This is a genomic window from Lysinibacillus sp. FSL W8-0992, assembly GCF_038008685.1.
Taxonomy (GTDB): domain Bacteria; phylum Bacillota; class Bacilli; order Bacillales_A; family Planococcaceae; genus Lysinibacillus.
The window spans coordinates 2,076,189-2,089,022 of sequence record NZ_JBBOZQ010000001.1 but is presented as its reverse complement, the minus strand read 5'-3'; the positions used below and the strand labels follow the sequence as shown (position 1 = coordinate 2,089,022).

Here is a 12,834-nt window from a genome sequence, read left to right as displayed (position 1 = left end):
ATATATGTAATATCTCCATTTTGACTGTGCTTTCAATAATTATCAAGGAAATAATAATAGTGAACTAAACAAAAAAGTAGAATGCTAATTTTCTATGCACTCTACTTTCCATCTAACGATATTCTAAAAAACTTGTTCTAGCATTACATCCACTTTTTAATCGTTGGAATACTTTGAGGGAATGTAAAAACATTGTAAGGATCATATTTGGTTTTCACTTCTCTTAGTCGTCTAAAATTACGTCCATAATAGGCGGTTGGCCAATTTTGAATAGATTGATCTGGAAAATTCACATAATCCCCCATTGTAAAAGGAGATAATGTCCTTCTTATATCCTCAACCCACTGCACATTTTCCTTTTCATCTTCATGATTTTCCCATGAAGTGATATATTCTTGGGCAATTAGCGCATTTCTATAATAATAGGCAGTTCTGCTTGATGCAATCTGACCTACAGCACCTCTTAGCGACTGTTGCCAGATGCTAGCATTTCTATTAGGGGCATCTGCTAAAAATTGTTTCATTTTCGAAATTGCCACATGCGGAAAAGGCTTTTCAATAAAGGAACCTGATCTTTTGCGGAATGCTGGTTGATTGCCACTTGCAACATCAAAAAATCGTACTGCTTTAATGTACGGTACTTCTTTTATCCACACTTCCGTAGGTGAACCACTTTTCCTTAAAGGCCGCAAAAGCTTTTTTAATTCAGAAGCCACACCAACAAATAAACCTTGCACCACAATTTCGCCTACTTCCTGTGATTTTAGCTCTATTTGTGAAGTTATGCGTTCATCCGTAAATGGCGCCCATTTTTGCCAAGCATCAAAAGCAATCTCAAAATCATCCCACTCCCACACGATAGCGAAAAGTGTAACGTCTGAAATTGGTTGAAGCTTGAACGTAAGGGCAGTAACAACACCGAAATTGCCCCCACCGCCGCCACAACTAGCCCAAAATAAATCACTATTCACCTGTCGGCTTGCTTGGATTAGCTCGGCTCCTAGATGTTCACTCGCTCTGACCATTTCAATTTCCATCAAGTGATCGCAAGTAAGCCCGAAAGGACGGGATAGCATGCCAATACCACCACCTAGTGTTAAGCCAACAATCCCTACACTACTTTCGGTTCCAGCTGGGATTGTCATACCATGCTCCCATAATGTACGGTATACCTTTCCCAGATTAGCACCAGCCTCAATTCGAGCAGTTCCATCTTCCAAATTAACTGTGATGTTGTTCATTTCACTCACATCTATAATTAGACCGTTATTGACTAAGGAATAATTTTCATAATGATGTCGCCCGCTCCTTATTCGAAAATCTTCATTATTTTCCCTGACCCACCTTAAAGCATTGATTACATCTTTTGTTCTTTGACAGAAGACAATTTTACTCGGGAATTTCGGCAGACTTAAATTATTATTTGTTCTCGCTTCGTCATAATCTGGATCACCTGGACTAACAATTCTTCCTGTGAGCTTTACTTTCTTCAACGTCCAGCTCCTTTCTCAAATGATACAATTCGCACGTACTATACTATGTATAACGAATAAGAAAAAAATATGAGTATTGAATGATGAAACAATTAAAAATTACACTACATTTCATCATTAGGTAGATATTTGGTTACATATGATGCATTAACAAAACCTATTTAGGAGGAGTCCGAATGTTAATACATGTGGTAAGCGCTGGTGAAACACTTTGGCAAATTGCGAACCGCTATGCTGCACCAATGAGTGCTATTATTCAATTGAATGCTTTACCTGACCCAAATCAATTAGTGATTGGACAATCGCTCGTTATACCTTCTTCTTTTACAACGCATACCGTTAAAAAAGGCGAAACATTGTCGTCCATTGCCCAACAATATAACGTGTCATTGCAATCCATTATCCAAGTAAATCATCTTACAAATCCCGATGTTTTAACACCTGGAACAAAACTAATCATTCCTCCAATTATTCATATTGTGGAAGCTGGCGAGACATTATCACAAATTGCTAGGAGCTATAGTACAACCGTTCAAGCCATTATAGAGGAAAACGATATTACAAACCCCAATATGATTTATGTCGGTTCACACTTAGTTATTCCAAGAACGAAACCTATCGTTGAAGTAAATGCCTATACGTACCAAACACCCGATGAAGCTGTTCAGTCACTAAATGCAGTGGGCTATCTTCTTACTTATTTTAGTCCGTTTGCTTATTTGATGAACGCAGACGGAACATTAGAACCTTTGAACGACAAAGCAATGCTAGATGCTGCTAATTCTCAAAATATTATACCGATGTTAACCGTTACGAACTTCACATCAACAGAAACTGGATCCAACTTAACCCATGTAATATTATCGAATGAGCAATTATCAGAAAAAGTTATCGATAATATTTTAAAAGTCATGGACGATAAAGGCTATAAAGTACTAAATGTAGACTTCGAAAATGTCCTACCCGCTGATCGAGAAAACTATAACCAATTCCTTCAATTAGCAGTTGATCGCCTTCACCCGAAAGGATATTTAGTATCAACCGCACTTGCTCCAAAAACAGGTCCATCTCCAGCAGGGTCAACTTATGAAGCATATGATTATGAGGCACATGGAAGAATTGCAGATTTTGTTATACTGATGACTTATGAATGGGGCTATCGACTTGGACCTCCGCAGGCAATCTCTCCAATTAATGAAATGAGGAAAGTTGTAGAATATGCTCTAACCGTAATGTCTGCTAATAAAATATTTTTAGGCTTCCAAATTTATGCACGTGATTGGCTCGTTCCACACGTGAAAGGTCAAGAAGCAGAAACATTTAGCCCGCAAGAAGCGGTGGCAAGAGCGCAACAATATGGAGCAACTATCCAATATGACAGAACGGCACAATCCCCTTATTTTCGCTATGTTGACAAGCAAGGAAAAAATCATGAAGTATGGTTTGAAGATGCAAGAAGCGCACAAGCTAAGTTCGACCTAACAAAGGAATATAATCTCCGTGGTATTAGCTATTGGGCTTTAGGTTTTCCTTTCCCACAAAACTGGGCACTATTAGATAATAATTTTTCAATAAAGAAATAAATATTGCACTTATCATTTACCTAAACTCGACCTTTCATAAGTAAACATATACACTCATTTTTTTTGCATTGCTACATGTTATTCTTATGTTTCCCTAGTTTTTCCCTTGATAAAAATATCAATTCGAAGCCATATTAAGAAATATTAAAGCGAAAGGAGCATACAAACATGGGAAGAGATAATAAGCAAGGGCAAAGCAATAACAAAGGTTCATTACCGCAGACGCCAAAAAACCAAAAAATTGCACCAAACAAAGTAAAAGAAGAATTTTCTCAAGAATTTACGGAGCTTATTAATTCCGTAACGAAAAACAAGCAAAAAAAATAAGGAGGGTCTTCGATTGGATTATTTACGCGCACAAGAAATTGTTGCCTCTCCAAAGGAATATGAAGTGAGCTATAATGGCGTTTCTGTATGGATTGATAAGCTACATGAAGATGGCAAAACAGCAACCGTTCATTTACGACGCTCACTAGAAGAACGCTCTGAAGTTACGATTTCCGAGCTAAAAGAAGAATACCTCGTTCATTAAATAACACCCCAACCTAAAAAAATCCGCATTGTACTTTTGTCGGCCAGCATATTACATCCAAATTTGCTGTCCCAACTTAAGTCAAAGCGGATTTTGCCTTTTATTCCTTTACACTCAGTGCATTAAATGTGATATTTTTCACCGCATTTAAACTGCTCTAAAATCTGTTCAGCATGAACATGTAAATCTTTAAACGTCGCAGTCAGCTGCTCGGCAGTAATAGGTTTACTAAATAAATAACCTTGTATATAATCGCAATCGCCTGCAATAAGGAATGCCAGTTGAGCAACTTCTTCTATCCCCTCAGCCACAACCTTTAGACGTAAATGCTTAGCCATAGACAAAATCATAGAAACGAGCGCTTCATCATTAGCGTCATGCTGGATATTATGTACAAAAGCGCGGTCGATTTTTAAACAGTCAATTGGAAATTCTTTTAAATATGACAAGGACGAGTAACCTGTCCCAAAATCATCGACTGCTATTTGAATTCCTAGTCCTTTTAATTCATGTAATAATTGGGTCATTTGATCAATATTCATTGTCATACTTTCGGTTATTTCCAACTGAAGATAGCTTGGTTCAAGCTTACTTTGCTGTAAAATCTCCTTCACCATTTGCACTAAATCTTGCTGAAATAATTGCCCAAGCGATAAATTAACTGCAACCTTCATTTTAGGTAGACCTTGTGCCTCCCACGCCTTCGCTTGCAAGCATGCAGTTTCTAGTATCCATTTACCAAGAGGAATAATTAGACCGGACTCCTCGGCAATCTCTATAAACTTATCTGGTGGAATAAAGCCACGAACTGGATGACGCCAACGCACAAGCGCCTCCACCGATTCAATTCTCCCTGTTTTCAAATTTATTTGAGGCTGGTAATCCAAATAAAATTCCTGTTGTTCGAGTGCTCTATGTAATTCCTGCTCTAGTAATATACGATCTGTCACGCCAGTTGACATATGCTCTTTATAAAAAAGAAAACGTTGCGGTATTTGGCTTGCTTCACGCATTGCAAGCTGTGCATGCATCAATAATTCTTCAGCAGAACAATATTTTTCATTGAATGCAATGCCTATATTCACATTACCTTTTAATGAGAAAAGCTGTACTTGTAGTGGCTTATCCATTGCACTTTTTAAGTTCAGACAAAACTGTATTAGTTCTTCATGTGTTTGTACATGATTAACATAAATAACGAATTGGCTTTCCCGTAACTTTGTTGCAAAATAATGCGGAGGTAGCATTGCTTGAATCCTTTCCGCTACAAGTTTCATCATTTTATTGGAATTGCTAATACCTAAGGAGTCGCTAATGGTTGCAAGACGGTCAATTTCAATAGAAATAACTGCCTTACATTTACCATCCTTATGCAACTCCTCCTTTAATGTTTTCAGCAGAAGACGCTCATTTGGCAGTTGGGTAATATCATCATGATAAGCTTGAAAAGTTAGCTCCTGTTGCGATTGTTCCAGGTCTTGCTTAATTTTCAATAGCTGTAGATAAGGTTTTTCCACAGAAGTATAGTAAATCGCCTTTAAGAAAACATAATAAGCTAAAAACTGGTAAAGTAGAGCGGTAAACATCCAAATCGCACTGTAGTCTTTGCTGAAAACAAACAAAAGATCGCTTAAAATTAAGTATACTGACCCACTAATGAGCCATAGCACCTGTTTCGGCGCACTTCTATAATGCTTGCTTAAAAAATAGATAGAAACACCTTGGATCATCCCAGTCAATAATTGGACTGTATGTGGTATTATCGGAGAACTATTTTCAAGCAATGGCTGTGCCTTATATAAAATAAGAAGCATAATGGTAACAGTAAAAAGGGCGATTCCATAAGCTACCCTACGGTGAGCCAATGTTAACTTTATTCTAGGCTTTATAATCATAAGTAGGATACCTATTACTAATGCAATCTGCATTAAAATCTGTATCCAGACGCCTAATAATACAGTGTCTAAATTTTGCGGGACTGATATGACAATATTAGAAATCTCTAGCAAAGCGATAAGGAAAAAAACACTGCCTATGTATAATGTATGATTAATTAATAAATGCGAAAATACTAGCCATGAATGAATGGCGATTGTCATCGTAAAAACAACAATTAATATTTTCATAATCAATCTTAAATAATCGACGATACTTCCTTCTATAAAAATAGTAATAAGCTGATTATTAAAAGCTAATAGAGGTATCAATAGAAGCAGCGGTATCGCACTATACCATAGCTCCCTTTTATCTATAATTAAATGATTACGCGCGTTTTCCAATACTAACCCTCCATATCAATATATACACAATCAAAATAGATAGGTATCTATACCTACATATTATTTTCGAAGGCCTTAAAATTGTATATTTCTTTGACTTCTTACAAATCATAGCATTTTAATTGGACTTTGTATGCAATTAGTAAAGTATGCTAATATTCAATTTATTTTGATATTAGCATACTTTTACTATCTTTTAGTAGTAATTTAGTTTATTGACAAAAGTGACTACGCAGTTTTTTCATTAGTCTAGTGCGTCTTTTTTTGACTGCGGCGACTGATAGTTGTAGTACTTTAGCTATTTCTTCATACCTATAACCTTCTAGGTAATAAAGTTGCAGTATCTTTCTTTCTTCCTCTTTTAACTGATTCATTATTTTTTCTACTAATGAGCACTCTTCTAGTCGATTTATTTGTTCCTCACGACAACGTATAATGTTCAAGGTGTCATCCGCCACTAATGATATATTGTCTTGAAATCGCCTTTCTTTCGTGAGTTCTTTCAAAATTTCTCCTTTCACTGTTGTATAAATATAGGCAGAATATTGCCCCTTCGAAGGATCAGCATTTTCGTAAGCTTTCCACACGGCAATAGCTGCAATATGACGATAATACTCAAAGTCTTTGTAAATATGGCACTTTACTAAAATGGAGGTAATCATCGGCTGTACCAATTCTAATATTTCCTCAAATGGCTGCTCTGGCGAAAGAATTTGTGTATGTTTTTCAAATGACACTGATACTTTCCTAACGACTTGTGCACAGTCCATTATTCCTAGGTGTTATTAGCTTAACTTGCGATAGAAAGCACGTCGAATGCCCCTTTTACAATAAATCTTTAAAGATTTGCATGAATTTCTGTCTAAATTTTAAGCAAAAATCGAGAGAATTTAAAAAATTCCTATGTTTTGCATTAATTTTTATACATATTTCTAATTTCAGTGGACAAATTATGACTAAGGAGGCGAAATAGATGAATTTTCAAATAAGAGATGCCATTACGGCAAATGTCCATGGTCAATCAGCAGCAGAATTTAAGGATATAGTCCAAGATGCCATTTCACGTGGTGAAGAGCATTTACTACCAGGGCTAGGCGTATTTTTCGAAAAATGGTGGCAACAATCGTCTACAGATGAACAAGATGCATTCGTACAAAAGCTAGAAAAAGTATTTGCACACTGATTTTTTATAAACAGTACATTCCATTTCCACTAATCGCATGATAAATTAGATTTATCAGAAAGTTTGGAGGGATTGGAATGACTGTTGCAGTAGAGCTAATAGTAAATCAACTTAGAGAGGTATTATCAGATGAGCAGGTGTCAACAAACGAGACGGTACGAGAGCTACATGGCAAAGATGAATCCCATCATGCAATGAACTTGCCAGATATAGTAGTGTTTCCACGTTCTACAGGAGACGTTAGTGCCATCATGAAAATCGCACATGCAAATCTTATACCAGTCGTACCATTTGGCGTTGGCTCAAGTTTAGAAGGAAATGCTATTCCGATTGCCAACGGTATTTCTATCGATTTTTCTGAAATGAATACAATTTTAGATATTCGCCCAGAAGATTTACTCGTTAAAGTGCAACCGGGTGTGACTCGTGCACAATTAAATAAAGAATTTAAAAAACACGGCCTTCAATTTACGGTAGATCCAGGAGCAGATGCGACACTTGGAGGAATGGCAGCAACGAATGCCAGTGGTACTACAGCTGTTCGTTATGGTGTTATGCGCGATCAAGTGCGTGATTTAGAAGTTGTACTTGCAGATGGTACCGTTATTCATACTGGAAGCTTAGCAGCTAAATCATCTTCGGGCTATCATTTGAATGGCTTATTTGTTGGTTCAGAAGGTACATTAGGTTGCTTTACAGAGCTGACATTGCAAGTATATGGTATTCCTGAATTTGTAACTGCGGGCCGTGCTGTATTTGAAACAGTTGGCGAAGCTGTCAGTGCAGTTGCCGCATTGTTACAGGCTGGTATTTCCATTGGTCGTGTAGAGCTTGTCGATGAAGCTTCTATTACACAAGCTAATATTTATAATGAAACTTCTTATGATGAAAAACCTACACTGTTTTTAGAGTTCCACGGTAATGATGCAGGTATGCAAGCAGATATTGAATTTGCTACAGAAATTTTTGAGGACTTCGGCTGTACGTCTGTCGAGTTTGAGCAAGACAATGCAGCTCGCAATAAGCTATGGGAGGCACGACATTCATTGGCCTATGCATATATTCATGCGTACCCAGGGAAAAAGCTTATGTCAACGGATGTTTGTGTTCCAATTTCGAAATTGGCTGAAACGATATTGTATGCCCGTGAACAGCTAAACAACGTCGGTCTAGCGGGAGGGATTGTCGGACATGTCGGAGATGGAAATTTCCATGCATTGTTAATGTTAGACCCCACTGATGCACACGAACGGGCACTAGCTGACCGTTTTAATGAGCATATTGTGCAATATGCGCTGCTTCGCGGAGGAACTTGTACCGGTGAACATGGTGTAGGTATTGGCAAAATGAAATATCAATCGATGGAGCATGGTGCCTCGTTACTCGTAATGAAGAGCATTAAGGCAGCACTCGATCCGCATAACATAATGAATCCAGGGAAAATTTTCAACTTATAGTTGCGAGGAATTTTTCTCAATTGCAATTCATTCCATAACCAATGAAAACACGGTCTCCTCCACTATGGTAGGGACCGTGTTTTTCCTTAAAGGTGCCAGGCACTCATATTACATTCTGGCCTAGTGCGCGAGGAACCATCGTTTCGACAAAATAATCCTCTTCCTCGTAAATTATTTTTTTTAGCTCTATACCGAAAAATTCTTTCATCCGAGACTCAGTCATTACCTCTTGAACATTGCCATATATAACATCCTTTTCTTTCGCTGTCATCAACACATGATCTGCAAGGTAAAAGGCATGGTTTGGGTAGTGAGTATTAATGATGCAAGAAATACCTCGCTCCTTTGATAAGCGCTTTATCGTTTGCAATATAACAATTTGCTTTTGTATATCCAAATGTGATTCAGGTTCATCCAATATTAAAACTTCAGGATTTGACACGAGCGTACGGGCAATTAAAGCCAACTGTAGCTCTCCTCCACTAATTTCATTACACGATTTTTTAGCAAGATGCATTATCCCAATTGTATTTAGTGCTACATGAGCCGCTTCCATATCTTTAGCTGAAGGCTGAGCCAATGTACTAATATATGGCGCACGTCCCATGACAACAAGCTCCTCTACTGTAAAACCAAATACCATTTTATGCGCCTGTGGCACATAGCCTACTCGCTTCCACAATTCCTTACGATCCATTGTTGCAAGAGGCTTACCATCAATCATCGTCTTGCCTTTTTTCCAATCGAGAAGACCTGTAATACACTTTAACATCGTTGTTTTCCCTGCACCGTTTGGTCCAAGAATAGCCATTATTTCGCCTGATGCTAATGTAAAATTAATATCTTTCGCATATAGGTTAGGCATTTTTGTGCGACGTTTCTCATAATAGTAATTGCCATCGACCACTTCTATGTTCATCCCCAACCACCTCCTGAACGACGTAATAAATAAGCAAAGAATGGTGCACCGATAATCGCTGTTAAAATGGACAAAGGAATTTCTGTCGCTGTTAATGTGCGTGCTAAATCATCGATAATTAATAAATACACACTACCGATTGCAACAGACACTGGGAGAACAAATTGATTGTTATTGCCGACAAGCATGCGTGCAACATGTGGAATAATTAAACCAACCCAGCCCACAATTCCCGCCACAGCTACAGATGCCGCTGTTATAAGTGTTGCACCAAAAATAACGAACCATTTTAAACGCGCGACTGGAACACCCATTGACTTTGCTTCATCCTCTGGCAATGTTAAAATATTTAATCGCCAACGCAGTAAATAGAGTAACAGAATACCTATTAAAATTAATGGGCCACCAATATATAAATCTTTATAGGTTGCAGTGCCAAGACTCCCCAATAGCCAATATGTAATTGCCGGTAGCTTCTCCTCTGGATCTGCCACAAATTTTATAAGGGAAATCAAGGCATTAAAAAGTGCCGACGTTACAACACCCGCCAATACAAACATAAAAATAGGTGCATTCTTTTTTGCACCTGCTACTAAAAATGTAAAGCCAATAGCGCCTAAACCAAAAAGAAGTGCCATTATTTGTGCCGAAAAATTTTGGCCAAATAATAAAATACCTAATGATGCACCAAAACCTGCACCTGCTGAAACACCTAAAATATCTGGCGAAACTAACGGGTTGCCAAACATACCCTGGAAGCCTGCACCCGCTATCGCTAACCCTCCGCCAATTAGAAGAGCGAGCAAAATACGTGGTAAACGAACATTCATCACAACTGTTTCTTCCATCTTTGTCCAAGTTTGTTCAATTGGGAACACTTGTGATGTTAAAATTTTTATAATATGGTCAAGACCTACTTCGAATCGACCAACACCGAGTGAAATGATTGCTACCATAATCGGTAGCAACCATAGCAATGCAATAATCCATTTCTTCATTTAACAATCAATCCTTAATATTTCGCCGCGTCAGAAGAAGGGTTTAATATATCATGTATTTCCTCATCTGTTACGTCAAATTCATAGAAATCTTTGTAATACGTTTTAATTTCATCTTCAATCTTATACGTAAATAACTCTGGATGATTTTTTTGAGCCATCCACTTTAGCATTAATGGTGCATCGCCACTTGGTGGGAACCAGCGATATATACCTAATGGAATTTTATAAACCTTTCCATCTTGCACTGCCTTTACTTGACTCCAGTCCTGTCCATCAACTTTATTTTCAAGTAAATCTTCGGGCTGTGTTTCCGTAAAGTTTGTAATGTAAATAATATCAGGATTCCAAGAGTAAATTTGTTCCATATTCACTTCTTTTCTTCCTTGTACATCCTTTTCAGCAACATCTATCGCACCTGTTGCGTTTAGCCATTGATTGCCGAAGAAGTTGCTACCACCTACCGTAATCGATTTATCATTATGCATAAATAAAATTAATGCACGTGGCTTGTCCTCTTTTGCTACATCTTTTAATTTGGCATCTAGTTCAGACTGCACTTTTTCGCCCTCTTGTAAAAAACGGTCCGCACGATCAGTCGTTCCAGTTATTTTGCTCGTTAATGTTAGCCAGCTATTGAAAGTTGCTAATGGTTCAGCAGCTGCTGCATCAATTGTTTGTACCCCAACAACAGGAATACCCGCTTCAGTAATTTTATTAATAGAATTTTCGTCTGTCGCATTTTCTACATACAGTTGGGGATTTACCTTTAATAATTCCTCAATATTCACTTCACCATTTTGAATAAATGACGTTTTCGCATTTAACACATCTGGTGAAATTTTTGCTAAGATAGAGTTTTTCGCAGCATTATACGAATTTGGATGCATACCCACTATCTCTTTTGTAGAGTTTGTCGCTACATACCATGTAGAGAAATATGGCAATATCCCTCCTGTCACGACACGTTCAATTTTTCCGGGTATTGTCACTTCTCTACCTAGTTGGTCTGTCACAACTTTTTCTTCAGCCGTTGTTTGAACATCAGAAGTTTCAGACGGTTGTTCTGTTACTGCCTCCTCATCTTTATCACCACAAGCTGCTAGCATCGCCGCTAATGCTAATGTTGCTAGAAATCCGTATTTTTTCATTGTCCTTCTTCCTCTCTTAGCCATTTTGCTATACCGTGTAAAAACGGTTTTGATTGATCTATAAAACCTAGTCCTATATGAAACATAGGGTCAAGTGTTGTTACGACTAATTCTCCGTTAAAGCTTACATTATCTACATAAAATAGTGAGCGACCATCAGGAATATCAAGTAAAGACTGTGCACCTTCTGGCGGTAAAAATGAGCCATGATAATGCCATTTTAAATCACGGAGTGTTACGTATTTAAACAATGGGTGTGTCATATTTTGCTCTGTCATTGGCAAGTCTCCACCATCTCGCACCCACCAGCTAAAATTCACTTCAGAATCTTGCCAATCAATCGTAGGAAACCAATTATCCAAAATTTCACCAAAAATAATGAGCCGCTTACCTGATTCAATGAACGCTAAAAGCTGTGATTGATAACGTTTTAAATGAGGAATATCTAAACGGCAAGATAAAATTAACGTATCGTAATTTGCTAAATCATACCGATGCAGCTCTCGAATATGTAAAATATCATCATATAAATAATGAAATTCCTCCTCTGCAAAAAAGCGATTTTGAAATGGTAGTCCATTTGTGACAATCCCAATCATTATTGTATTTGAGCTCCTTTCGCTTGATTGCGTGCATATTCCGCACGAATGCATGCAAGCATTTGCACACTTAATTGACGAGCGGTATTATCCTCGTCAATGAACACACGATATATATCTGTTCCTGCACCAGCAAAAATTGTTCCATTTGTTGATTCATGATCTACATAAATAATGACTGCTCCACTTTGATCAGTCACAAGAATCTCTGCATGCAGTGGAATTTTTTCAAAATATCCACGTGAGAAAAAGCCCCTAACACCTTTGCGATAGTTAATGTCATATGCATCAATTCCCGCAAATAATGGATGGGCAGGATCTTTTATAACGATTTCACGATCCTTCAATGGAATTGGTGAACGTTTCCAGTTAGGCACACCTACTAACCAAGGTAATGATGTCTCAGTTAGCGAAAAAATTACGCCACCCTGTTTTAAATACTGCTCTAGCATCGCTTTATGCTCTAACAAAAACTGCTCCTCTACTAAATTCGTAATAATGAGGCCCGCGTAAGCACGTAAATCTGCATACGGCAAATCGTATAAATATAAAAATGTCAGTCCGCGTCTGCGATCCTCGTCTGACAACCTGGCAAATTGAATATCGATACCAATATACGCAATTGGTTTCAAAGCATTCC

Annotated in this window: 13 protein-coding genes; 5 read left to right on the top strand and 8 right to left on the bottom strand. The window is 37.8% G+C overall.

What is annotated here, in order from left to right; all coding sequences use genetic code 11:
* Window positions 1-143: 143 nt before the first annotated feature.
* Window positions 144-1,493: an FAD-binding oxidoreductase gene (locus NSQ74_RS10325; protein ID WP_340823144.1), complete on the bottom strand. Its 1,350-nt coding sequence runs from the start codon at window positions 1,491-1,493 to the stop codon at window positions 144-146.
* Between the two features lie 176 nt (window positions 1,494-1,669).
* Here NSQ74_RS10325 and NSQ74_RS10320 point away from each other — a divergent pair, with 176 nt between their 5' ends.
* The 3 genes from NSQ74_RS10320 to NSQ74_RS10310 all read left to right on the top strand — a co-directional run bounded on the left by NSQ74_RS10320 (window position 1,670) and on the right by NSQ74_RS10310 (window position 3,608).
* Window positions 1,670-3,076: a LysM peptidoglycan-binding domain-containing protein gene (locus NSQ74_RS10320; RefSeq protein WP_340823142.1), complete on the top strand. Its 1,407-nt coding sequence runs from the start codon at window positions 1,670-1,672 to the stop codon at window positions 3,074-3,076.
* Between the two features lie 168 nt (window positions 3,077-3,244).
* Window positions 3,245-3,403: a YfhD family protein gene (locus NSQ74_RS10315; RefSeq protein ID WP_172772364.1), complete on the top strand. Its 159-nt coding sequence runs from the start codon at window positions 3,245-3,247 to the stop codon at window positions 3,401-3,403.
* 13 nt (window positions 3,404-3,416) lie between these two features.
* The gene (locus tag NSQ74_RS10310) at window positions 3,417-3,608 is read left to right on the top strand and encodes an H-type small acid-soluble spore protein (protein ID WP_340823141.1); all 192 of its coding nucleotides are present in this window, start codon (window positions 3,417-3,419) and stop codon (window positions 3,606-3,608) included.
* Window positions 3,609-3,730: 122 nt separating this feature from the next.
* On the opposite strand, the gene NSQ74_RS10305 is transcribed toward NSQ74_RS10310, so the two are convergent.
* Both NSQ74_RS10305 and NSQ74_RS10300 read right to left on the bottom strand, forming a co-directional pair.
* The gene (locus NSQ74_RS10305; protein WP_340823139.1) at window positions 3,731-5,887 is read right to left on the bottom strand and encodes a putative bifunctional diguanylate cyclase/phosphodiesterase; all 2,157 of its coding nucleotides are present in this window, start codon (window positions 5,885-5,887) and stop codon (window positions 3,731-3,733) included.
* A gap of 212 nt (window positions 5,888-6,099) precedes the next feature.
* Window positions 6,100-6,624: an RNA polymerase sigma factor gene (locus NSQ74_RS10300; protein WP_340823137.1), complete on the bottom strand. Its 525-nt coding sequence runs from the start codon at window positions 6,622-6,624 to the stop codon at window positions 6,100-6,102.
* Between the two features lie 236 nt (window positions 6,625-6,860).
* Between NSQ74_RS10300 and sspI the strand changes: the two genes are divergently transcribed.
* Together sspI and NSQ74_RS10290 are read left to right on the top strand one after the other, a co-directional pair.
* Window positions 6,861-7,070: a small acid-soluble spore protein SspI gene (gene sspI / locus NSQ74_RS10295; protein ID WP_340823136.1), complete on the top strand. Its 210-nt coding sequence runs from the start codon at window positions 6,861-6,863 to the stop codon at window positions 7,068-7,070.
* A gap of 77 nt (window positions 7,071-7,147) precedes the next feature.
* Window positions 7,148-8,527, top strand: a complete 1,380-nt coding sequence (locus NSQ74_RS10290; RefSeq protein ID WP_340823134.1) for an FAD-binding oxidoreductase — start codon at window positions 7,148-7,150, stop codon at window positions 8,525-8,527.
* Window positions 8,528-8,630: 103 nt separating this feature from the next.
* Here NSQ74_RS10290 and NSQ74_RS10285 read toward each other — a convergent pair whose 3' ends face one another.
* From NSQ74_RS10285 to NSQ74_RS10265, 5 genes are read right to left on the bottom strand one after another with little or no spacing between them, the layout of a single operon-like run.
* The gene (locus NSQ74_RS10285; RefSeq protein WP_340823132.1) at window positions 8,631-9,446 is read right to left on the bottom strand and encodes an ABC transporter ATP-binding protein; all 816 of its coding nucleotides are present in this window, start codon (window positions 9,444-9,446) and stop codon (window positions 8,631-8,633) included.
* A complete protein-coding gene (locus NSQ74_RS10280) occupies window positions 9,443-10,444 on the bottom strand; it encodes a FecCD family ABC transporter permease (protein WP_340823130.1) in 1,002 nt (333 codons plus the stop codon). Before NSQ74_RS10280 ends, NSQ74_RS10285 begins: the two co-directional genes overlap by 4 nt.
* 14 nt (window positions 10,445-10,458) lie before the next feature.
* Window positions 10,459-11,595 (bottom strand): ABC transporter substrate-binding protein, encoded by a 1,137-nt coding sequence (locus NSQ74_RS10275; protein WP_340823129.1) that lies wholly within the window; start codon window positions 11,593-11,595, stop codon window positions 10,459-10,461.
* Entirely contained in the window at window positions 11,592-12,194 is a 603-nt protein-coding gene (locus NSQ74_RS10270; protein WP_340823127.1) for a hypothetical protein, read from the bottom strand. Before NSQ74_RS10270 ends, NSQ74_RS10275 begins: the two co-directional genes overlap by 4 nt.
* The gene (locus tag NSQ74_RS10265; RefSeq protein ID WP_340823126.1) at window positions 12,194-12,826 is read right to left on the bottom strand and encodes a hypothetical protein; all 633 of its coding nucleotides are present in this window, start codon (window positions 12,824-12,826) and stop codon (window positions 12,194-12,196) included. Before NSQ74_RS10265 ends, NSQ74_RS10270 begins: the two co-directional genes overlap by 1 nt.
* Window positions 12,827-12,834 lie beyond the last annotated feature (8 nt).

Excerpts from the sequence above, each read along its gene's own strand:
- NSQ74_RS10320 (WP_340823142.1), top strand. The coding sequence starts at position 1,670 with ATGTTAATACATGTGGTAAGCGCTGGTGAAACACTTTGGCAAATTGCG.
- NSQ74_RS10315 (WP_172772364.1), top strand. The coding sequence starts at position 3,245 with ATGGGAAGAGATAATAAGCAAGGGCAAAGCAATAACAAAGGTTCATTA.
- sspI (WP_340823136.1), top strand. The coding sequence starts at position 6,861 with ATGAATTTTCAAATAAGAGATGCCATTACGGCAAATGTCCATGGTCAA.
- NSQ74_RS10290 (WP_340823134.1), top strand. The coding sequence starts at position 7,148 with ATGACTGTTGCAGTAGAGCTAATAGTAAATCAACTTAGAGAGGTATTA.
- NSQ74_RS10285 (WP_340823132.1), bottom strand. The coding sequence starts at position 9,446 with ATGAACATAGAAGTGGTCGATGGCAATTACTATTATGAGAAACGTCGC.
- NSQ74_RS10280 (WP_340823130.1), bottom strand. The coding sequence starts at position 10,444 with ATGAAGAAATGGATTATTGCATTGCTATGGTTGCTACCGATTATGGTA.
- NSQ74_RS10275 (WP_340823129.1), bottom strand. The coding sequence starts at position 11,595 with ATGAAAAAATACGGATTTCTAGCAACATTAGCATTAGCGGCGATGCTA.
- NSQ74_RS10270 (WP_340823127.1), bottom strand. The coding sequence starts at position 12,194 with ATGATTGGGATTGTCACAAATGGACTACCATTTCAAAATCGCTTTTTT.